The 22,097-nt window shown below is 56.6% G+C and carries 21 protein-coding genes; 5 read left to right on the top strand and 16 right to left on the bottom strand.

The window, feature by feature from the left end; all coding sequences use genetic code 11:
- Positions 1–3: 3 nt before the first annotated feature.
- Positions 4–1,398, bottom strand: a complete 1,395-nt coding sequence (locus ACUN9X_RS14220) for an ABC1 kinase family protein (RefSeq protein WP_445473512.1) — start codon at positions 1,396–1,398, stop codon at positions 4–6.
- Positions 1,399–1,661: 263 nt separating this feature from the next.
- On the opposite strand from ACUN9X_RS14220, the gene ACUN9X_RS14215 reads away from it, so the two are divergent.
- Entirely contained in the window at positions 1,662–2,741 is a 1,080-nt protein-coding gene (locus ACUN9X_RS14215; RefSeq protein ID WP_445473511.1) for a GGDEF domain-containing protein, read from the top strand.
- 34 nt (positions 2,742–2,775) lie between these two features.
- On the opposite strand, the gene lipB is transcribed toward ACUN9X_RS14215, so the two are convergent.
- From lipB to ACUN9X_RS14160, 11 genes are all read right to left on the bottom strand, one after another.
- Positions 2,776–3,444: a lipoyl(octanoyl) transferase LipB gene (gene lipB / locus ACUN9X_RS14210; protein ID WP_445473510.1), complete on the bottom strand. Its 669-nt coding sequence runs from the start codon at positions 3,442–3,444 to the stop codon at positions 2,776–2,778.
- Between the two features lie 38 nt (positions 3,445–3,482).
- Positions 3,483–3,752, bottom strand: coding sequence for an HP0495 family protein (locus ACUN9X_RS14205; RefSeq protein WP_260034268.1), 270 nt, complete (start codon positions 3,750–3,752; stop codon positions 3,483–3,485).
- A 34-nt stretch (positions 3,753–3,786) separates the two neighbouring features.
- Entirely contained in the window at positions 3,787–4,956 is a 1,170-nt protein-coding gene (locus ACUN9X_RS14200) for a D-alanyl-D-alanine carboxypeptidase family protein (protein WP_260034266.1), read from the bottom strand.
- 214 nt (positions 4,957–5,170) lie between these two features.
- Positions 5,171–6,106, bottom strand: a complete 936-nt coding sequence (locus ACUN9X_RS14195; RefSeq protein WP_445473509.1) for a septal ring lytic transglycosylase RlpA family protein — start codon at positions 6,104–6,106, stop codon at positions 5,171–5,173.
- Complete coding sequence (gene mltB / locus ACUN9X_RS14190) at positions 6,103–7,113, bottom strand: lytic murein transglycosylase B (RefSeq protein WP_260034265.1); 1,011 nt, start codon at positions 7,111–7,113, stop codon at positions 6,103–6,105. Before mltB ends, ACUN9X_RS14195 begins: the two co-directional genes overlap by 4 nt.
- A 187-nt stretch (positions 7,114–7,300) precedes the next feature.
- A complete protein-coding gene (gene rodA / locus ACUN9X_RS14185; protein ID WP_445473725.1) occupies positions 7,301–8,380 on the bottom strand; it encodes a rod shape-determining protein RodA in 1,080 nt (359 codons plus the stop codon).
- A gap of 55 nt (positions 8,381–8,435) precedes the next feature.
- A complete protein-coding gene (mrdA, locus tag ACUN9X_RS14180) occupies positions 8,436–10,349 on the bottom strand; it encodes a penicillin-binding protein 2 (protein ID WP_445473508.1) in 1,914 nt (637 codons plus the stop codon).
- A gap of 9 nt (positions 10,350–10,358) precedes the next feature.
- Positions 10,359–10,829, bottom strand: coding sequence for a 23S rRNA (pseudouridine(1915)-N(3))-methyltransferase RlmH (gene rlmH / locus ACUN9X_RS14175; RefSeq protein WP_260034260.1), 471 nt, complete (start codon positions 10,827–10,829; stop codon positions 10,359–10,361).
- Positions 10,830–10,832: 3 nt separating this feature from the next.
- Positions 10,833–11,183: a ribosome silencing factor gene (gene rsfS / locus ACUN9X_RS14170; RefSeq protein WP_260034258.1), complete on the bottom strand. Its 351-nt coding sequence runs from the start codon at positions 11,181–11,183 to the stop codon at positions 10,833–10,835.
- 202 nt (positions 11,184–11,385) lie between these two features.
- Positions 11,386–12,018, bottom strand: a complete 633-nt coding sequence (gene nadD, locus ACUN9X_RS14165) for a nicotinate-nucleotide adenylyltransferase (protein ID WP_260034256.1) — start codon at positions 12,016–12,018, stop codon at positions 11,386–11,388.
- An 8-nt stretch (positions 12,019–12,026) separates the two neighbouring features.
- Positions 12,027–13,283 (bottom strand): glutamate-5-semialdehyde dehydrogenase, encoded by a 1,257-nt coding sequence (locus ACUN9X_RS14160; RefSeq protein ID WP_260034254.1) that lies wholly within the window; start codon positions 13,281–13,283, stop codon positions 12,027–12,029.
- Positions 13,284–13,576: 293 nt separating this feature from the next.
- Between ACUN9X_RS14160 and ACUN9X_RS14155 the strand changes: the two genes are divergently transcribed.
- The 3 genes from ACUN9X_RS14155 to ACUN9X_RS14145 are packed head-to-tail and all read left to right on the top strand — an operon-like array spanning position 13,577 to position 17,023.
- The gene (locus ACUN9X_RS14155; protein WP_260034253.1) at positions 13,577–14,590 is read left to right on the top strand and encodes a GGDEF domain-containing protein; all 1,014 of its coding nucleotides are present in this window, start codon (positions 13,577–13,579) and stop codon (positions 14,588–14,590) included.
- The gene (locus tag ACUN9X_RS14150) at positions 14,583–15,581 is read left to right on the top strand and encodes a GGDEF domain-containing protein (protein WP_260034252.1); all 999 of its coding nucleotides are present in this window, start codon (positions 14,583–14,585) and stop codon (positions 15,579–15,581) included. The genes ACUN9X_RS14155 and ACUN9X_RS14150 overlap by 8 nt, the downstream gene beginning before the upstream one ends.
- Positions 15,581–17,023, top strand: a complete 1,443-nt coding sequence (locus ACUN9X_RS14145; protein ID WP_445473507.1) for a bifunctional DedA family/phosphatase PAP2 family protein — start codon at positions 15,581–15,583, stop codon at positions 17,021–17,023. Before ACUN9X_RS14150 ends, ACUN9X_RS14145 begins: the two co-directional genes overlap by 1 nt.
- 4 nt (positions 17,024–17,027) lie before the next feature.
- On the opposite strand, the gene ACUN9X_RS14140 is transcribed toward ACUN9X_RS14145, so the two are convergent.
- Both ACUN9X_RS14140 and ACUN9X_RS14135 read right to left on the bottom strand, forming a co-directional pair.
- Positions 17,028–17,600: an LON peptidase substrate-binding domain-containing protein gene (locus ACUN9X_RS14140; protein ID WP_279306950.1), complete on the bottom strand. Its 573-nt coding sequence runs from the start codon at positions 17,598–17,600 to the stop codon at positions 17,028–17,030.
- Between the two features lie 30 nt (positions 17,601–17,630).
- The gene (locus tag ACUN9X_RS14135) at positions 17,631–18,887 is read right to left on the bottom strand and encodes an HDOD domain-containing protein (protein ID WP_445473506.1); all 1,257 of its coding nucleotides are present in this window, start codon (positions 18,885–18,887) and stop codon (positions 17,631–17,633) included.
- 172 nt (positions 18,888–19,059) lie between these two features.
- Between ACUN9X_RS14135 and ilvD the strand changes: the two genes are divergently transcribed.
- Positions 19,060–20,895, top strand: a complete 1,836-nt coding sequence (gene ilvD, locus ACUN9X_RS14130; RefSeq protein ID WP_445473505.1) for a dihydroxy-acid dehydratase — start codon at positions 19,060–19,062, stop codon at positions 20,893–20,895.
- A gap of 42 nt (positions 20,896–20,937) precedes the next feature.
- Here ilvD and ACUN9X_RS14125 read toward each other — a convergent pair whose 3' ends face one another.
- Together ACUN9X_RS14125 and ACUN9X_RS14120 are read right to left on the bottom strand one after the other, a co-directional pair.
- Positions 20,938–21,498: a DUF523 domain-containing protein gene (locus tag ACUN9X_RS14125; protein ID WP_445473504.1), complete on the bottom strand. Its 561-nt coding sequence runs from the start codon at positions 21,496–21,498 to the stop codon at positions 20,938–20,940.
- Complete coding sequence (locus ACUN9X_RS14120; protein ID WP_445473503.1) at positions 21,470–21,907, bottom strand: peptidoglycan-binding domain-containing protein; 438 nt, start codon at positions 21,905–21,907, stop codon at positions 21,470–21,472. The genes ACUN9X_RS14125 and ACUN9X_RS14120 overlap by 29 nt, the downstream gene beginning before the upstream one ends.
- Positions 21,908–22,097 lie beyond the last annotated feature (190 nt).

Here is a 22,097-nt window from a genome sequence, read left to right as displayed (position 1 = left end):
GACTCACTCGTCGCCATAGAGATAGGATTTCAGCAACAATTCCCCGTTGAATTCAGAATTCAGCACGGCAATAAAGGTATAGACGCCAATCAGTTTGCGGTTCAGAAACACAAACTCCTTCGGCGGTATTTTGAAGTAGCGACTGATCGCTGATCGCGCAGCCTGCCGAGCCACACGGGATGGCAAGTCACTTTGCTTCCAGCGATACTGCCCCTGCTCGTTAACGGCGTAATCCGGCCACTCGCTGTTTGCCGGCGCCAGGGGCTCAAGCACCGACATGCACACCTCGCCAAATCGATCCAATACATCTGCCGGCCATTCCCGGCTCATGAAATTCAACGCAACGCCACCGTCAATCACCTGCTCCAGATCACGTTCGTACGACGCCTTGATCATGGCCTTGAGTGGCGAGAGGAAGGCTTCTGGGTACTTCTGAACCGCGCCAAAATCAAGCAGGACGATCTGATCTGTCGCTTCGCCGGTTTCCTCCGCTATCCTGATCCTGTAATTGCCAAAATTAGGATCAGTCTGCATTTCACCCCAGTCGAACAACTCCTTGAAGAACAATTCAAGGGCCGCTTTACCCAACGCGCTCCGGCGCTCAAGGGATAACTCGGCTACTTTATCGGAACTGACAGACCAGCCAGGCTCGTAGGTCGATGCCATTACCCTGGCGGTCGAAAACTCCGGCAATACCCGCGGCACAACATACCGGTCGTCCCCGTCCAACAACTGGCGAAAATGCTCTGTGGTCCGGGCTTCCAGGTCATAATCGACCTCCCGGTGCATCATCACGCGCACTTCGTCGAGCCAGTCATTGAACTCGGGGCCAAACGAAACCAATCGTGCCATTTTCAGTATCTGCGCAACGGCGTTCAGGTCGCTGTCCACCGCTTCGGCTACGCCGGGATACTGGATTTTCAATACCAGTTCCAGCCCGTCTGAACGTCGCACCGCGCGGTGTACCTGTCCCAGCGAAGCGGCTCCAATCGGAGTCTCGTCTACGTCCAGCTCCGCCAGTCGGGCCTCCCCCAATTCACTTTGGAGAACTTTCTCCACTGAAGGCCATGACAACGAAGTGGTCTGATCTTCAAGCGTATGCAGCGCTTCAGTCACTTCCTCAGGCAGAAAATGCTCGCCGTAAAGCGCCATCACTTGGCCGATTTTAACCACGCTGCCTTTCAGTTGGCCCAGCTCATCAACCAGAAAGCGGGCCTGGCTGGATAGCATCTTGCGGTGGCGCTCTTCCCGCTTCTCTGCGCTACTGAACCAGTTGGTCGCCATGTGCGTCGCCATTCTCGTCCCCGCAAACAAACCGGCGCGGGTCAGACTCAGACGGCGCTCGAAGCTACCGGTCTTGATTCGATCTACTGGATTCCTGGGCTTGCTGGAGCTCATCAATTCAACCAATGCGGGTGAGTGGTGTTTTTGCTCTGATCAGGATCATTATACGTCAGGTCGTCTACCGGCTGATCACTTCGCCGCCGCAGCCCGCCAGACGTAAGGGCCAATGGATTTGGTCTTTCGATCATTTCAACTGATTCTTGCCGCAGACGAACCAGGAGTGTCTCGTCTGGTTACGGATTTAAACAGTTCAATGCATCAAACAGCGTTATGCTCGTTAAATTACATCGATCAACAATAAAGACAAACTAACAGCGATGTCAGAACCTTCCAAGGGCATATCCGGCCTTCCACCGGAACGGCAACGTATCATTGGCGAAATACCGGTGCCTACGCTGATCAACTGGCTCTCACTGGGCGCTGTTCCCTTGCTGTTTTTCTTTGCGATAAGGGCCTGGGGGCGTGACGACGCGTTGCTGGTCGTTATGCTGACAGCAATAGCGCTGTCACTGGTCCTCAACACCCTTGCTTACCTGATCGGCAAACACAAGACGCTACACCGTCGAGGGTTTATTTGCCTCATTACCCTGTTGTTTATGTACCTTGCCATCGCCGGCATTGAAGATGGCACCGCGGTGCTCTGGCTTTTTGCCTACCCGCCCATCATTTTCTACATCAGTTCTTTAAAAGTCGGCATCGTGACCTGCGCCTTCGGGCTTGCGTCCCTGACGGCATTGTTTACCCCGGTTGGCGCCGATCTGTTTAATACGCCATACAGCAACAGTTTCAAGCTGATGATGATCAGTGTTCTGGCATTTGAAATGATCTGCTGCTTTGTACTCGACCTGAGCCGCCGCCGAGCCAAAGACAGACTGATTATTCTGGCACACGAACATGAGTATGCAGCCAAACACGATGCCATGACAGGCCTGGCTAACCGGCGTGAGGGGCTCCAGCAACTGGAGGCCGAGTACGAGCGTTATCTGCGGAATCAGCGACGCTTCTCAGTGATTCTGCTGGATATCGATCTGTTCAAAAGTGTTAATGATAATTTCGGCCATCAGGCTGGCGACAAGCTGATCGCACTGGTCGCCAGCAAACTCCGCGATACCTGCCGCAAGATCGATACCTTGTCTCGCTGGGGCGGCGAGGAATTTCTGGTCATTCTGCCGGAAACCGATTGCAAAGAAGCCACTCACATGGCCGAACGGGTACGCAAGGCCATCGCTGCAGCATCAATTGACCACGACGGCAGCCGGATCAACGCCACTATCAGCGCAGGCGTTGCCAGCATCCAGGGAACAGAACCTGCCGACAATCTACTGCAACGAGCCGATGAAGCGCTGTACAACGCCAAGGCGTCTGGACGAAACAAGGTATGCAAGGAGGGAAGTTGAAGAATGGACGCGTCTGAACACGCGCTCCGGTTGATCAGGCGCCAGTGTGAGCCGGCAATTCGGCGCTATGCTCGACCAGGCCGTAATCCAGCCGGCGCTGCAATACGCCAATCAAAGCCTGCTCAATATCGTCAAAACCGCTGGTGGGGCACCAGTCAACGACCTGCGACATTGGCATACCCGCAAGACCACACGGGTTAATTCGAGAGAACGGCTCCAGATCCATGTCGACGTTCAGTGCCAGTCCGTGAAACGAGCGCCCCTTGCTGACCCGAAGCCCCAGCGAGGCGATCTTGGTTCCCTCGGTATAGACACCCGGTGCGTCCTTTCTGGGAGCAGACTCAATGCCGACGTCGGCGAGGACTTCAACGATCGCTTCTTCGATATGGGTGACCAACTCACGCACGCCAAAACGCGCACGGTGTAGATCAATCATCAGATAGATCACGAGTTGCCCGGGACCGTGGTAAGTCACCTGACCTCCCCGGTCGACCTGAACAACCGGGATATCCCCCGGAGCCAGAATATGCTCCGCCTTGCCCGCCTGGCCCTGGGTATAGACGGGCGGATGCTGAACACACCATAGCTCGTCGGGGGTATTGTCGGTGCGCGATGCCGTAAACGTCTTCATGGAATTCCACGTATCGACGTATGGCTGCAAGCCAAGATGCCGGACAATCACATCAGGGTCAGGCCGGGTCATAGCAACGGGTTGCTCCTGTGAATGCACATGTCGTTGCCCTACAACACCATATGGACGCGGCCACTGGCCTTGAGCTCGTCAAACAGTGCCTTCAGCTGCTCTTCGCCGGTCGCCATAATCGTCAGCCGTACAGAGGAAAACCGCCCCTTGCTGCTATCGTTAACATCGACATGTTCTTCCTTGATTCCCGGCGCGTGACGTTCCGCTACCGAGACCACGAAAGCTTCAAAATCCGGAGCGGCATCTCCAATCACCTTGATGCCGTACTCGCAGGGAAACTCTATTTTCGGCGGTTTTTGCTCACTCATGCTGCTGACCTCTGATCCTCTGCATCAAACCGGGTTAAAACAACTGGATGAAAAACAGCTTGATGGCATCCCAGATGCGCTTGAAGAAGCCGCCTTCCTCTACCGAATCCAGTGCGACTACAGGTCGGCTCAGCACTTCTTCGCCATTCAATGTAACGCGGACGCGGCCTAACTCCTGACCCGCACTGATCGGTGCCTTGATGACCGAATCAATGTCCATCACCGTCTCGAGCGACGACTTGCTGCCGCGAGGAACCGTGACGACCGCACTATCTGCCAGCCCCAAACGGACATTGTCCTTGTCACCGCCCCACACCTGGCTATCAGTCAGTGACTGGCCGGCCGTGAACAGCGTATGGGTTTCGTAGTAGCGGAAACCGTAATTCAGCAGCTTCTGCACTTCCTGTGCCCTGGCGTTTTCACTCTTGGTGCCCATAACGACCGCCACAAGCCGCATTTCGTCGCGCTTGGCCGAGGCAACCAGACAGTAACCTGCCTCCTTGGTGTGCCCGGTCTTCAGGCCGTCAACAGAAGGATCGCGCCATAACAAGCGGTTACGGTTGGGCTGACGAATATCGTTGTAGGTGAAATATTTCTCGGAATAAACACTGTAGTTTTCAGGGTAATCGTTAATGATGGCGCGCGCGAGCGTCGCCAGATCGTATGCGCTCGAGAGGTGCTCGGGTGACGGCAGGCCGGTAGCATTCTCAAAATGGGAATCGTTCATGCCCAGAATTTTCGCCTGCTGGTTCATCACATCGGCGAACGCGCCTTCACTTCCGGCAATAAACTCGGCAAGCGCCACACTGGCATCATTACCGGACTGGATGATCACACCCTTGAGCAAATCCTCAACCTGAACCCGGGAGCCTTCCTTGACGAACATGCGCGAACCGCCAGTCTGCCAGGCATGAACACTCACCGGCACTTCGTCCGTCATGGAGATGCGGCCTTCATCAAGCTCGCGCTCGACAATATAGGCCGTCATCATTTTGGTCAGACTTGCCGGCGGCAAGCGCTCGCGACTGTTGCCTTCCATGATGATCCGGCCACTTTCCGCATCCAGCAGAATATAGGAGCTGGCCGCAACCTGAGGCGGCGCAGGAATCAACGCCGGCTGAGACTGTGCGTTTACTGTTGCCACTAGGGCAAAAACGAGTGTCAGGGAGTAGATTAGCGTCTGAAAAACAGTTTTATTAGCCATGGATCCAGTCAAAGTCTGCTGCAATGGACGACGCCGGTATAGCGCCACTCGACAAGGGAGTTTCACCCTTCCAAGGGTATTGCACAACGTAGCAAGCGACGGTCAGGCAAGGCGAAAATTCGCTTAAAAGCGCAGTTAACTTGGCGTAAATGCGCATCTTGAACGAATCTCCAACGCCGCTTGGCCTGGCGCAGTCGTTTTGCATTACCCTCTTTTAAAGCGGATCGGTTACCACTATCGGGTTTCCGAAACCACCTTGTTTAATTCGTTGTATCTGCTGCTCGGCCTGCTGGCGAGCAGTAAAAGGCCCCACCTGCACTCGATGGAAATTACCGACCGCGTAGACCCGTACCGGTGAATCGGTGATATTTCGCAGTTCACATGATAGCTGCTCCGCCGAATCTGGCTGGCTGAACGATGCAACCTGCACGAAAATCCCTTCTTCGCCGTTCTCTGTATTCTTCTTGCGCGGAGGTCTGGCAGACGACTCGCCCGCTATGTGCATACTACCATCGGGCCGGACGGTAATCGCGGCGATTTCCACATTGGCTGTGCCGTGCCCCTGATACCCAAGTTTTTTCGCCGCTGCATATGACAGGTCGACTATTCGATTGCCGTGAAAAGGGCCGCGGTCATTCACCCGGACGATGACTTCCCGGCCGTTATCAAGGTTGCGTATGCGGGCATAACTCGGCAAGGGCAAACTCTTGTGGGCCGCGCTCATCTTATACATATCGAAGGTTTCGCCATTCGATGTTTTATGACCGTGGAATTTTTCGCCGTACCAGCTCGCCGTGCCTCGCTCAACATAGCGACTGGCATCTGCCATGACCGTATATTGCTTACCCCAGACCGTATAGGGCGATTTGTTCCCGCCGCGACTGGGCGCCTCATATTTCGGCACGGCATCCTGCAGCCCGCTGACATCATAGTCCTCTGCCGGCGCTCGGTCCTGACTGATGCTATAACGCGAAGATGATGACTGGGATGAGGATGACGGTGATGGATCCGATGCACAACCGGCCAACATGAGCGCGAGCATTATGCCGGCAATGCCAATCGGCCGATTGGCGAAACCGGTTGCACGGCTTGCACGCCCCACGGACATATCAGGTCTGTCTATCATTTCCAGCCGATCGCAATGCATCATGTTTCGGGTCCGTCACTATCACTTGCCAGGGCCCCGGACAATTCCAGCACCGCCATGGCATAGAGATGACTGTGGTTGTAGCGGGTTATGACATAAAAATTGTGGTAAGTCAGCCAGTCCTGCTGCCCATCCTCTGCCTGAAGACGCACAAGCCTCGCCCGGTTGTCATCCTCAACAGGCGACACCGGCTTAATGCCGGCTTTTCGATAATCGCCAACCACCAGCGATGGCTTCAGGCTACGGGTAAATAACGCCGGATCCAGTGTCGCGGTTTGTTCGTCCGGCACACGCTCGGCTACCGGCGCGCCTTTAACCCAACGATGTTTGGCAAAGTAGTTTCCGACACTGCCAATCGCATCAACCGGATTGCTGACAATATCGGCTACTCCATCTCCATCGAAATCCACAGCATAATGGCGATAACTACTGGGAATGAACTGCCCAAACCCCATCGCTCCGGCGTATGACCCTTTGAGCTCGGCAGGATCCAGCGATTGCTCCCTTGCCATCAGGAAAAACTGCTCCAGTTGCCCCCGGAAAAAGCGGCTACGTGGAGGATAATCGAACGCCAGCGTTGAAAGCGCGTCGACAACACGGTAACGCCCGGAATACTCACCATACTGGGTTTCAACACCGATGATCGCCGCAATCACATAGCGGGAGACACCAAATTCTGCTTCGGCACGATCAAACTCCTTTTCGTACCGTTCAAGAAACGCCTTACCCTTTTCAGTGCGGGCCGGCGTAATGAAAATTCTGCGATAGTCCGCCCAATTCAGTGTCTTTTCAGCGGGCTTACTGATCGAGTCAATTATGGCGGACTGCTTACTGGCATCCGCCAGCCAGCGGGTTATCTGTTCACGGTCATACCCGTGAGCGCTCACCATCTCATCAATGAACACTTTACCCTGGGCGGTCTCAGCATAATTCGCGCTCGCAGGGCCCGCTAACGAAAACAGACCCGGCAGCACCAACGCAGACATTAACCGTGTAAACCGCTGGAACATGTAAAACCTCTGTGGTGTAAGCTCTGTTGTGGCAACCAGCAACTAAAACCTGTAACGGCGATGAACGACACACTGCGCCCCGCCTCACTCGATCGGCGCGGCCCTGCGCCGGCGCGCCGAGATTAGCACGACCGCCCAAACCCGGGCCACCGACAGGCCCACCTATGAACAAAAGGTAATCGCAGCATCACGCCGTGATCATTCGCCGATGGGTATGGATCGACATCATCACACCGAACCCCGCCATCAGGGTCACGATAGAGGTACCGCCATAACTCACCAAAGGCAATGGCACCCCCACAATCGGCAAAATGCCACTGACCATGCCAATATTGACGAAAACATAGGTGAAAAATGTCATTGTCAAAGCGCCGGCGACCAGTCGCCCGAACGAATCCTGAGCATTAACCGCAATATAGAGACAGCGCGCGATTATCAGGAAATAGAGCGTTAGCAGTGCGAGCACACCAATAAACCCAAACTCTTCTGCCAACACCGCAACAATAAAATCGGTGTGACTCTCCGGCAGAAAATCCAGATGCGATTGCGTACCGAGCAGCCAGCCTTTGCCGCTTAAACCACCTGAACCGATCGCGGTCTTGGACTGGATAATGTTCCAGCCGGCACCCAAAGGATCGCTCTCGGGATCAAGCAGCGTCAGCACTCGCTGTTTTTGATAATCCCGCATGACAAAGAACCACATGGCGGGTGCCGCCACCGCTACCATGCCAAAAAAAGCACCCAGCAGCTTCCAGCTCAGACCCGCAAAGAAAATCACGAAAAGGCCCGCAAGCCCCACCAGCAAGGCGGTGCCCAGGTCAGGCTGGCGCACGATCAGCACCATGGGAAGAAGCACGATAAACAAGCTGCCGCCCACACGCGACAATCGCGGCGGCAAGAAATGGCGCGACAGATACCAGGCCGCCATGAACGGCACAGCCAGCTTCATGAACTCCGAAGGTTGAAAGCGCGGCAGGCCCGGCAGGCTTAACCAGCGCTGAGCACCTTTGGCCCCGACACCCACCAGCAATACGGCCAGCAGCCCGATCAGCCCCAGCCCGTAAAGCCAGGGCGACCAGCGGCGATAGACGGAAGGGTCCAGTTGAGCAAATACCATCATCACCACAAACGCCACGCCGATACGCGCGCACTGGGACTTCACCATCTCAACACTGCTGTCTGCTCCGCTGTAGAGTACAAACAGCCCGGAACCAAGCAGAATCAACAACAACACCAGCAACACCGGGTCCAGATGGATCGATGACATGAAGCCTTTCGGAGCGCCGATCGTATGGCTCGAGGAACTCCGGATATAATCACGATCAGCCATCAGCGCCATCCTGCTCGGTTTTAGCTGCAACCTTATCGTCGCTTTGCCCGGTTTTTTCGCCGGCATTGAACTCCAACAGCCAGGCATCAAACATGGCTCTCGCTACCGGCCCCGCTGTGCTACTACCCCCACCGCCATTTTCGACGATAACGGCAACTGCAATTTTCGGATCCTCGGAAGGTGCGAAGCCGACAAACAATGCATGGTCCCTGAGCCGCTCCCGTACTTCATCCGCATCGTATTCTTCGTCTTCCGCAAGGCTGAAGACCTGCGCTGTGCCGCTCTTGCCTGCAAACCGGTATGGTGCATCGCGACCAATCCCGCGGGCTGTACCGTGGCGACCATGAACCACCTCTTCCATATCTCCCACAATGTCGTCCCAGTATCGGGGATTTTTGGCGACGACATCCGGAATCGTCTCGGGCGGAAGCACATCTTCCGTGGCATCAGCGCCGACCACATCCCGGAGCATTCTCGGCTGTCTCCACTTGCCATGGTTGGCCACCAGCGCTGTTGCCGTTGCCAGCTGCAGCGGCGTCGACAACACGTACCCCTGACCGATACTCATATTGACTGAATCCCCGGGGTACCAGGGCTGATTGTGAACAGCACGCTTCCAGGGCTCCGACGGCAACAAACCGGATTGCGCGCCACTGACATCCAGCGTGGCATCTTTACCGAAACCGAATTTATCAAGGTACTCGTGCATGACATCAACGCCCATCCGCATACCAAGATCATAGAAATAGGTATCACAGGACTGCGCTATCGCGGACTTGAGGTTAACCCAACCATGCCCGCTTCGCTTCCAGTCGCGGTAGCGTCGGCCGCCATTCGTCAGCTGGAAGTATCCGGGGTCCCAGACGGTTCTGTCTCGGTCGGTGGCGCCGCTGTCCAGGCCGGCAAACGCCAGCATGGGCTTGATAGTTGAGCCAGGCGGATACTGGCCTCGCAGCGCCCGGTTGAACAAAGGCTTATCAATTGACTCGCTCAGCTCGCGGTAGGCTTCAACACCAATCCCTGTAACGAACAGATTGGCATCAAAGCCGGGCACGCTGGCCAGGGCAATAATACCCCCGGTTTCAGGCTCGATTGCGACGATAGCGCCACGGCGGCCTTTCAAGAGTTCGAACGCCCGCTTCTGAAGCCTGATATCCAGCTGCAACCGCAGGTCGTCACCGGGAACCGGGTTTTCATGCTCCAGCACCCGCAGCGTGCGGCCCCGGGCATTGGTTTCAACGTGCTGATAACCCACCTTGCCGTGCAACGCTTCCTCATAAAAGCGTTCTACGCCCGACTTGCCAATATAGTTGGTACCGGCGTAGTCGGCTGGATCAATCCGGCGTAGCTCATCGCGGTTGATTCGCCCGACATAGCCCAAGGCGTGGGCGGTCATGTTGCTATAGGGGTAATAGCGCACGAGTTCGGCGTCGACTTCTACTCCAGGCAGCTCGTAACGATGAACCGCCATTTTGGCGATCTCCCGCTCATCCAGATCATAGCTCAGCGGCACCGGTGAAAAAGGTCGGCGGTATTCGCCAAGCCGGCGCTGGAAACGCGCCATGTCCTCTTCCGTGATGTCCAGAATCTGCTGCAGCTGCGCCAACGTGGTCTCCATATCCGGCACCCGCTCGGGAACCACAGTGACACTGAATACAGGGCGATTTTCGGCGAGCAGAACGCCATTTCGGTCGTAGATTAATCCGCGGGGAGGCGCAATCGGCTGTACCTGAACACGGTTCTTGTCCGACAGCGTAGTGAAATTTTCGTGGTTGAGTATCTGAAGGTAATAGAGCCGACTGACCAGAATGCCGATCATGACCATGATAACGATCAGGGCGACCAGTGTACGGCGCTGAAATAACCGGCGCTCAGCAGCCGTGTCCTTGAATTCCCCCCAGGGCATCTACTTATCCTATGCGCGGTGATACGGGTGATTGCGGGTAATTGTCCAGGCGCGATAGAGCTGTTCGGCCAGAATAACGCGAACCAGAGGATGCGGCAGCGTCAGCGGAGACAATGACCAGAGCTGGTCGGCCCGCTCACGGCAGGCTGGCGCAAGACCGTCGGGCCCGCCAACCAGAAAACTGATATCCCGGCCATCCATTTGCCAGCTCTCAAGCGAAGACGCCAGTTTCTCGGTAGACCAGGCGCGCCCGCCGACTTCCAACGCGATAACGCGATCAGATTTGCCCAGCGCAGCCAGTTGAGCCTCGCCCTCTTTGTGCACTAGCCGGGGAATATCAGGATTCTTGCCTCGCGTCGCAAGTGCCGTTTCAGAGAGTTCCAGCGGCATATCGGACGGAAACCGACGGGCATATTCCTGATACCCGTCATTCACCCAGCCTGGCATTTTCTGGCCGACACAGATCAGCCTGAGCCGCATACGTTACTCGCTACCAGCTGCACCCAGCCCCGGCGCATCCCGCCAGAGACGTTCAAGGTCATAGAACTCACGGGTTGCCGGCAGCATGATATGCACCACAACATCGCCAAGATCTACCAACAACCAGTCACTGACCTGTCCACCTTCGACAGTTGCAGTGCGGACGCCGTTGGATTTTGCTTCGGTAACAACGGAGTCGGCAAGCGATTTGACGTGACGATTTGAGGTGCCTGACGCGATCACCATGAAATCGGTAACGCTGGTTCTGTCCCGGACATCAATGATGCTGATGTCCTTTGCCTTCACTCCTTCAAGAGCATCGACAACGGTATCTTTAAGTTGTTCGGCCTGCATAATTACCCTGTTTAATGGTGTTTCCACCTGGATCGCTGCGCATAGACATCATCCGGCAGCAGTACGCCTTTGAAAATGAATCACGGTTTCAGCGGCATTGAAAGGCGGATTGTACCATCAAATACCTCCGACAGGTCACGTTTCAACCAGTTCCCGCGCGCATCAAAAAGAGTGTGATAAAAAGTACGTCGAAGCGCCCAATCTAACCGCGGTAAAGATCAGCTTGGCGGATAAGAGAAACCACCGGATCCGGCACCAGGTAGCGAATAGAAGCGCCCTCGCGGATACAGCGCCGCACATCGGTTGCAGAGATATCCAGCGGCGGCAGACTGACTGGCCAGATGAGGCCCGCAGCGGCGCCATGCAGCGCGCTCGGGTCTTGCGTTGCACGCTCGGCCAGCAACTCCGCAGCCACACTGCCGGCTGGCACTTCTGCACCGGGGCGAGCCACCACCACAATATGCGCGAGGGTCAACAGTCGCTGCCAGTCGTGCCAGCGGTCAATTGCGGCGAACGCATCCGTGCCGACAATCATCGCCAATGGCATGGATTCGCCCAGCGTTTCACGCAGTGAGGCCAGGGTATCAACGGTGTAAGACGGCTTGTCTCGAGCCAGTTCGCGATCATCTACAACAAGCCCTGGCTCACCCGCTATCGCAGCCTCCAGCATCGCCAGTCGCTGCTCACTTGTGGCACCCGGCTCAGAACGGTGCGGCGGCAGGTGACAGGGCACCAGTGCAACCTGACTCGCTCCCAGCCGCTCACGCACCTCAATGGCGGTGCGCAGATGAGCGTGATGGACCGGATCGAAGGTGCCGCCGAGAATAACGTGCATCGGGCGCATTAATTCCGGATATGCCCGTCGCCGAATACCACATATTTCTGTGATGTCAGCCCCAGCAATCCCACCGGCCCGCGGGCATGAAGCTTATCGGTCGAAATACCGATTTCCGCACCCAGCCCATATTCAAAGCCATCCGCAAAACGGGTCGAGGCATTGACCATAACCGAGGCGGAATCCACCTCGGTCAGGAAGCGCCGCGCCCGTGTGTAATTTTCAGTGACAATGGCATCGGTATGCTGGGAGCTGTACCGATTAATATGGCCGATGGCGTCATCCAGTCCGTCGACAACTTTTACCGCCAGTATCGGCGCCAGATATTCAGCGTGCCAGTCATCCTCTGTCGCCGGAGTAATGGACGGGAGAACATCCATTGTGCGGCCGCAGCCACGCAACTCGACTGATTTTTCGGCAAAGGCATCGGCCAGCAGCGGCAGGATATCCGAGGCGATCTCGCTATCGACCAGCAACGTTTCCATGGTGTTGCAGGTACCATAGCGATGAGTCTTGGCATTGATCGCAATATTTAGGGCCTTCTCGGGATCTGCATGGGAATCGATATAAACATGGCAGACGCCATCCAGATGCTTGATCACAGGCACCTGGGCATCTTTGCTGATCCGCTCTATCAGGCCCTTGCCACCTCGCGGCACGATCACGTCCACATACTCGGGCATGGTGATCAGTTTGCCGACCGCATCCCGGTCCGCAGTTTTGATGACCTGCACTGCAGTCTCAGGCAGCCCCGCTTCCAGCAACCCTTCGCGAATGCAGGCAGCGACCGCCTGATTGGAATGCAAAGCTTCGGAACCACCGCGCAAGATGGTGGCGTTGCCTGATTTGAGGCATAGGCTTGCAGCCTCAACGGTTACGTTCGGTCGGGACTCATAAATGATGCCGATCACACCCAGGGGCACGCGCATGTGCCCGACCTGAATTCCGGACGGCCGATAACTCATACCTGAGATCTCGCCAATCGGGTCTGCCAAAGCCGCCACCTGGTGCAGCCCCTCAATCATGGTATCAATGCGCGCCGGCGTCAGGGTCAGGCGATCGAGCATCGGCTCGTCGAGGCCATTGGCCCGCCCCGCAACCAGATCTTTCTCGTTGGCTGCCTGCAATTCAGAACGGGAAGCCTCAAGTGCCCGCGCCATTGCCAGCAGCGCGCTATTGCGCACGGCAGTGCTGGACCGGGCCACCTCTGCGGCCGCCTGACGCGCCTGCTGCCCGACCTCTGTCATGTACGCCGAAATATCCATGAAAACGTCCTATGCTTGATTCCAGTGTGACCTGAGTAACACTGCTTTATTTAGAATTCCGGAAAACTATCGGTCCGTTGCCCGCGCAATACCTCGAAAACCCGCCTGTTTGCGCCAACAGAATCACATTCAATAAGCACATCCGGATTTCAGGATGTGCTTCAGACAGGTATTATACGCAGGCAGGCGAACCTGTTTAAGGAACATTGGACATTTCTCCGCTCTGATTACTCAGGATTTCTCCTGTCGGGCGAGCGGAAACTCCCGGAATCACGTTGTCATGGAGACATTGAATGCCAAATGTGGCAGAAACCTTTTTGTTCAGCCGCTTTGCCCGCCTGTCGATCATCGGGTTAATACTTGTCGCTGTATTTACCGCCTGGCAAGGCGCCTATTTCGCCACAGCCGCCAGCGTTCTTGCTGCCGCCATTATTACCTGTCGCTTTCGCGCTGAGATCTCCAAGCAACGAAAAGCCCTCATTATCGCCACCCGAGTCTGCCATATCATCTTGCTGGTCGTGCTCGCGCCTACCATTCTGACTAACGCTTCAGGGCTGACACAATGGAGTTATGTGTTTCCGTTGGCAACATTTGCGATCTGGCCGGTACGCTGGGCCTGCGCGGTGCTTGTTCCCTACCTGGCGCTTGTCGCTCTGGCGGGCACAGACGTTGCGCTGGGGCCTGACCGGCACCAGTTTGTTGCCTGTGTGCTGCTGGCCGTTTTACTGTCTGCACTCTTTGTGTTCCTGCGAGAATACAAAACCCGCCAGCTGGCGCCGCTGCGTCGCACCGACGAACTGACACAAGCCGCGAGCCGTGACTACCTGTCCGCCGATCTGCATCAGGAAATCCAGCGCAGCGAACGCGAAGGGCTGGCGCTGGCCGTAATTCTGATTGGCCTGGATATCCACAAAAACGAGTCGCTGCCCGACGCCGATCTCAACGCTATCCTGCCCCGCATCGGTCGCTACCTGAACTCCCAGTTGCGCGATTTCGATAGTTATTATCGGGTTGCAGACATGCAGTTTCTGGCCATCCTGCCCGGCACTCAAACAACAGAAGCGGCGACCAAGGCCGATATCCTGCGCAAGGGCCTGCATCAACTGCTCGAATCTCACGGCCTCAGTATCACCATCAGTGCCGGTGTCGGCGGACTGAATATCGGCGACGACGCCGAAAGCCTGCAGCAAAGCGTTGAGCGCGCATTGCTGCGAGCACAACAGGAAGGCGGCGATCGAACCCAGACCTACAGCGTCTGGTCAGGCCCCAAAAGAACCACGCCTGCAGCCGGAGCCACCCATGACTGAAACTCGCCTGCGTACATTGACGCACTGCGCCGCTTACCTGATCACCGCTATCTTCATGTTTACGCTGGCAATCCAGAACCTGCGTTATGGTTTCTACGACCTGTTCTACCTTGCCACCACTCTCGGCGCGCTTGCGGTGTCCGGCATCGTTTACACCATTGTCATGCGCCGTCAGCAGTTGAGCGCCCCCGGCCACAGCATCCTGCTGACCATCATGAACCTGATGACAGCATACGCCGTATTCAGTTGCGCTCATCCTAACGTCAGCCACTGGGCGCTGGCGCTACTGCTGCTCAACTTCCTGGTACTGCCGCTGCGAACAGCGATCGTACTATCGCTTGCGCTACTGACTCTCACCGGCCTGCATCTGCTCACCACCCTGCCGATTACCGAAGCTGTCGTTATCCTGACTGGCATGGTGATGCTGTTCGCAACAGCGGCTGTTTATAGCTGGCGCTATACCCACATGGCCCAGTCAGCAGAAGATCTGGCGATTACCGATCCAGCAACCGGCGCGCACAACGCCCGCTTTCTTGACGAGACACTGCAGAAAGAAATCAGTCGGGCCCGGGCAACGGGCAACACCTTGTCGGTCATCCATCTGCATCTGGATCACCTCGACCAGGCCCATGACCTCCACGGCAAGGGTCAGACCCGCGTGCTCATGCAAGAAATCACCAAGGCTCTGTTTGATGTTGTGCGGGCTGGCGACACTCTCTATTCGATCAACGACGGCGATTTTTTCCTGATCCTGCCATTTACCCCTGAGGAAGGCGTCCGCGTCAGTGCTGAGCGTATCAGGCGCATGCTGGGTGAGAGTGTCTGGCCCGTGGTGGGCCGCCTAACCGCGACATTGGGATGCACCACATGGCACATTCGCGATACCGCAAGTCACCATTTGAGGGATCGCTGCACACAGGCCATCGAAGAAGCCCAGCGCCGCGGCACTGATAAAGCATGGTTCATAGGTGGTGAGGCGGAAACCGTCTGATGGCATGGTTTGAGGCTCTGATTACCTGGCTGACCGCGCATCCGGACTGGCTTACGCTGTCCATTTTCCTGATTGCATTTGTCGAATCACTGGCCATCGCTGGTGTCATCGTGCCGGGCGTGGCCATGATGTTTGCGGCAGCGACGCTGGCGGGCAAGATCGCAATGCCGCTACCCGAAGCCCTGCTATGGGCCGGGCTTGGCGCGATTGCCGGCGACGGCATCAGCTTCTGGCTGGGGCGGCACTTTCAGGGGCGACTGGACATCATCTGGCCGTTCAGCCGCTACCCGAAGCTGATTGATGGCGGGGAGCGTTTTTTCCGACGCCACGGCGGCAAAGGCGTCATCATTGGCCGCTTCGTGGGCCCCATCCGCCCCGTCATTCCACTGGTGGCTGGTGCATTTCAGATGCCCGCTCGCCGCTTTTTCCTGTGCAATGTGATATCGGCCATTGGTTGGGCCCCAACCTACGTTGTGCCGGGCTATCTGGTGGGCAGCGCCATGTCACTGGACATCGATTTGCCGCCACACTTTTATCCCGTGCTGCTCGCATCACTGGCAATACTTGCTTCGCTTTATCTGGTCTTCTTTCGTCTGCAATGGGGGCTTAGCGGTAACGGGCTGACCTACCAATGGCTGGAGTCTGTTGCCAGGCGCAGCCGCATCGGTCGCAATATCTGGATCGCCATGTCCAGCGAAGGTCCACATGGCCGTGAATTTCCGCTGCCCTCCATCATGTTGGCACTGGGTTGCGGCGCCCTGTTCGCGCTATGGGCGTTGCTATCAATGGAAACCCATGCCTTTGACACCCTGAACCATGCAACCCAGACGTTTTTTTCTGAACTCCGCCATCCACTACCGGACCGCATCGCCGTTACCATTACCCTGCTCGGCGACCCGCTGCTGTTAACGCTCTGCTTTACCGCCGGCATTATTCTGTTTCTGGCCGAAGACCTCCGTGCAGCTGCTCTCCATTTGATTGCGGCAGGTGTTGCGGTGACATTATTCACCACGATGTTGAAAGCGGGCTTTGCTATCGAAAGACCAACGGGCGTCGAGCTGCCACCGAGTTCTTTTTCATTCCCCAGTGGTCACGCCAGCGGGGTAACCGTTGCCTATGGCATGGCCGCTACATTCGTTGCACAGCAGTATCATCGAAGCCGGCGCTGGAGCATCTATCTCTGGTTCAGCTTGCCCATTGTGCTCATTGCCATGAGCCGGCTTTACCTTGGCGTGCATTGGTTTACAGACGTCATCGGCGGGATTCTTCTGGGGCTTTCGATATGCGGACTGACCCGTGCCAGCTTCAGCCGTTTCAATGGCGGATTAATGAAGCAAACACCTCTGACCCGAGTGGGCATCGGCATTATTGGTATCACTGCAATAGCCTATGTCGCTCTGGCATTGCCCGGCGCACTGCTACGCTATGCGGTCATAAACTGATCGTTTATTCCAACGCGTCCAGCAACCCATGCAGTCTGTCCAGCCGCTCCAGCGGATCCTGCAATTCAACGAGTCGCTGTTTTTCATGCTTGTCCAATGGCAGCAATTCGGTCAGCCGCCAGCCAACATCGCGGGCGTTATCAAAATCGACACTCATGTCCAGATCACTGACCACTGGATGCCGCAGCAGGGCTTTAAGCACTGACGACAGTTCGGTCAACCGGTCGGGCACAGGGAGATCCGGCTCCATCAGCAGGCCTTCAACGTCACCCATATTGAGCCCGTCCGGCGCCTGCCATGTTTTGACAACCGCGACCTTGTAGTCCCCTTCAACCGTAATCCCGAGAAGACCATTGTCGAGTTGTTGGAAATCGACAATTCGCACGTAGGTGCCGATGTCATAGAAAGCGGCATGACGCCTGGTTTCCAACCCTTCGCGCAATAACACGATGACAAATCCGCGATCTTCCTTGAGGCACCGCGTCAGCATGTCAATGTAGCGCGGTTCAAAGAGTTGCAGCGGTATTCGCCCCTTCGGCAACACGATGGAGTTGAGGGGAAACAGTGGTACGTGCATAGCGGTGTTGGTCACCCATTCGTCCCGGAATTAATGAATTGACAAGAGTTTCTGAACCTCATCGACGCGTTCCTTCGCCTGGGTTAACAACTCCAGACTGCGGGATGCACTCAACTCAAGCTCTCCGAGCCGCCAGTAGGCCGGCACCGTCTCAAAGCGAGGCAGTTCTGCATTTTTCTGGTTACTGATCATTGCATGTAATTGCGCCACTATCACCACGTCCACAAGCTGCGGTGCCTCGTCGGCTGATTCGTAGGTCCAGTCTTCAGCGTGGCGAGCGGCTGTCACAAAATCCCCGGAGAACCCCCAGGTTTTCAGCAGTTCGGCGCCAATATCCGGTTTCAATTCGGTAATGACGTGATTCAGCAGCGTCTTGTCGGCAAACACGTTAACGTGATGCTCCGCATGCACGATGACCGGAATACTGCCAATGTCGTGCAGAAGCCCCGCCAGCAGGGCCTCTTCAGGGTTGATTTTGGTGGCAGCATCCGCCAGCACCCAACTCAGGGCGGCGACTTCACGACTATGCTGCCAGAGCTGGTCCATTGCAGCCTGTAATTCGGGCCGCTGCGACTTGAACACTTCCCGCATCGAGAACACGGTCACCAGTTGCTGCGTCGTTCGGGTTCCCAGCCGGACGATGGCATCGCGCACCGTGCTGACATCACTAAAGCCCCGATACATCGGGCTGTTACAGGCCCGTACCAGCTTGGCAGAAATAGAGGGGTCCGTTGCGATAACCCGGGAGATGTCTTCCACTGTGGACGTTGGTCGATCCGTTACCCGACGGACTTTCCAGGCCACATCCGATACGCTGGGCAACGCCAGAGTATTGGATCGCAGCTCAGCGTAGAACTCCATCAACAGGTGGTGCTCTTCGCTCTGATTGTCTTCCACATCCAGCTCGCCCGCAATTTCGCTGTCTGCCACAGGTGCGGCGCGCAGCAGCTGGTTGAGGATATCCTGCTCGATCACAAGAAACTCGCAAGGACTTGCGGCTGCGACATCATACATTCGGGGTTGCAGGCGGGCGATCGGATTGTGCGCCGTTTCACTTCCGGCGCTGATCTTTTTGGAACGCCCGTCAACCGCCACCAGGTCCACGTCACCTTCCAGCAAAAAATACTCGAGTCCATCACGGGCACCGCGCTCAGCAACGCGTTGCCCCTTTTTGTATTTTCGCTGTTCGGCGCGGGCAGCCAGCACAATCAGTTGTTCGTCCGTCAACTTGTCCAGCGGTTGAAACTCACGCAGACGACGAACAGGCAACGGCTCCTTCGCAGACATCTATCCAGCTCCCCGAGTAGTGGTGACAAGGCAATGATCGACAACGACCCAACCTTCAGCAATCAATTCTTATTGTGAACAATTGTACGCAGATCAGCCAGCGCCCCTTAACCGAAATACGCCAAGTTCTGGTATTCTTTGCAGTCTTTGAACAACCACGCGAGACAAGATCATGCCTCAGTACCGCTCTCGGACATCGACAGCAGGCCGTAATATGGCCGGTGCCCGCGCACTCTGGCGCGCCACTGGCATGAAAGACAATGACTTCGGCAAGCCCATTATTGCTGTCGCCAACTCTTTTACCCAGTTTGTACCGGGTCACGTCCACCTGAAAGACCTCGGCCAACTGGTCTGCCGCGAAATTGAAGCGGCGGGCGGCGTAGCAAAGGAATTCAACACCATCGCCGTCGATGATGGCATCGCCATGGGGCATGACGGCATGCTCTATTCGCTGCCCTCCCGTGAAATCATAGCGGACTCCGTAGAATATATGGCCAATGCCCACTGCGCCGACGCGCTGGTGTGCATTTCCAACTGCGACAAGATTACGCCGGGCATGCTAATGGCCGCCATGCGCCTGAACATCCCCGCCATTTTCGTTTCGGGCGGGCCGATGGAAGCCGGTAAAACCAAACTGTCCGAGCACAAACTCGATCTGGTCGACGCCATGGTGATCGCTGCGGACCCGGATGCAAGTGACGAAGACGTTGCGGAATACGAGCGCAGCGCCTGCCCAACATGCGGTTCCTGCTCCGGCATGTTTACAGCCAACTCGATGAACTGCCTCGCTGAGGCGATCGGCCTTGCGCTGCCAGGTAACGGCTCGATGCTGGCCACTCATGCTGATCGCGAAGCATTATTTCTCAAGGCCGGGCGCCAGATTGTCGACATCACCCGCCGGTATTATGAGCAAGACGACGCCAGCGTTCTGCCGCTAAGCATTGCATCACTGGCAGCTTTCGAGAATGCGATGACGCTTGATATCGCCATGGGCGGATCAACCAACACCATTCTTCACCTGCTGGCCGCCGCGCAGGAAGGCCAGGTGCCGTTCACTCTGAACGAGATTGACCAGCTCTCGCGCAAGGTGCCGCAGCTGTGCAAAGTCGCACCGAATTCACCCAAGTACCATATGGAAGACGTGCATCGTGCGGGTGGCGTGATGGGCATCCTTGGGGAACTCGATCGCGCTGGCTTGTTGAATACTGATGTACCGACAGTCCACAGCAAGACGCTTGCCGACGCGCTGGAGGAATGGGACATCATGCGCAAGCCATCGCCGGAAGCGGTCGAATTTTTCAAGGCAGGGCCCGCTGGCATTCCGACCCAACAGGCGTTCAGCCAGAGCACACGCTGGCCAACACTTGACGGCGATCGCGAAGCCGGCTGCATTCGTTCACTGGAAAACGCCTACTCACAGGAAGGTGGTCTGGCGGTATTGTTCGGCAATATCGCCCGTGACGGTTGCGTGGTAAAAACCGCCGGCGTCGACGAGAGCATCTACGTGTTTGAAGGCCGTGCCCGGGTATTTGAAAGCCAGGACACGGCAGTCGCAGGCATCCTGAATGACGAGGTCAAGCCTAGTGAAGTTGTCATTATTCGCTACGAAGGCCCCAAAGGCGGGCCCGGCATGCAGGAAATGCTCTACCCGACCAGCTATCTGAAATCCAAGGGGCTGGGTAAAGACTGCGCACTGCTGACCGATGGCCGTTTTTCAGGCGGCACATCCGGGCTGTCTATCGGCCACGCATCGCCTGAAGCGGCTGCCGGCGGCGAGATCGGCCTGATTGAAAACGGCGATACCATTCTGATCGACATCCCCAACCGCGCAATCAACGTTCAGTTGTCCAGTGATGAGCTGGAGCGTCGTCGTGAAGCACGCAACACGCTGGGATGGAAGCCGGCTGAATCGCGGCCACGCAAAGTCACAGCTGCACTCAAAGCCTACGCCTTACTGGCAACCAGTGCTGACAAAGGCGCTGTCCGGGATCTGGAAAAGCTGGACTGACAACCGCCGCGCTCAACACCCTGTGATGTCAGTTCGCTGATGTCACAGGGTGTCCAGATAGCGCTCAGCATCCTCAAGCTCAAACTGATTGAATACCCGCACGCCCGAGCGCTCAAGAAGCGCAGCCGTCACACCTTGCCCCTCTATCAACTGTCCCGTAAATGAACCATCGTAAATCTGGCGGTTTCCGCAGCTAGGGCTTCGGGCGGCCAACAGGGCCAAAACACAATGGTTGCGCCTGGCCACCGCCAGCGCTTGCTCCGCACCGGCCACAAAGGCAGAGGAGACATCCTGACCGTTACGGGCAATCACACGGGCGACACCATCAAGAACGCCGCGACCATCGCCCCCTGATGTCTCCGCCGCAGGACGCGGCACAGGCAACCCGCCCGCCATTTCCGGACACACGGCAACGAGCCGACTTTCATCTCGCCAGCGGGCAATAAGCGGGTGATCAATAAAGAGATGCCCCCCGTCATAGCGGACTGATTCGCCTAACAGGCAGGCGCTAACCAGTACGCGCTTGACGGGAGCTACGCTTTTCCGCGGATCGCAAAAGCGGGGGGACGCTGGATCAGAAGAATGACCAACCACCGTCATCATCTTCTTCTATCACGTCATCTTCTTCGGGCTCAGCCGGCTTGGGTGAAGCCTTTGCCTGAGTAGACGCGGCTGGTTTGGTCGCCGCTTTTGCCGGTGCGGCCTTGGCAGGCGCTGACTTGGCAGGAGCAGATGATGCGACAATCAGGCCCAGCGCTTCTTTGGTAGGTGTATCCAGCGAGCCAGACGCTTTCAGGTTGGCATGATCTTTCTGGAATGCCAGCAAAGCGGCCTGGGTAGAGGCACCCATTTTGCCGTTGGCGTTATCAATGTCATAGCCTGCACCATAGAGTGCATTCTGCAAAGCAAGCACATCATCAGCCGCCTGGGCGGTAGAAACCGCACCAACGCTTAGCATCGCGGCAAAGACGCCAGTCATCAGTCCATGCCTGCCCGGGATTCTTTTATTCATATTGTTCTCCTGAGAAGTCGTGTCAAAATCGTTGCCCGGAAATCGACCACTGGCCTGCCACCGCACAACGTATAAACACGTATGCTACCCCATTTTGGGCGCTGTGAATCCCCCGCGCGCCGCATGGACACCAATTGTTACTTAAGAACACGCTTCGCCTGATCATGACTCCGGGTTTTGACTGACCCCG

This window comes from Marinobacter sp. V032 (assembly GCF_052645435.1).
Note: the sequence above shows the minus strand (reverse complement) of the source record. Positions and strands in the feature narration are given on the sequence as shown.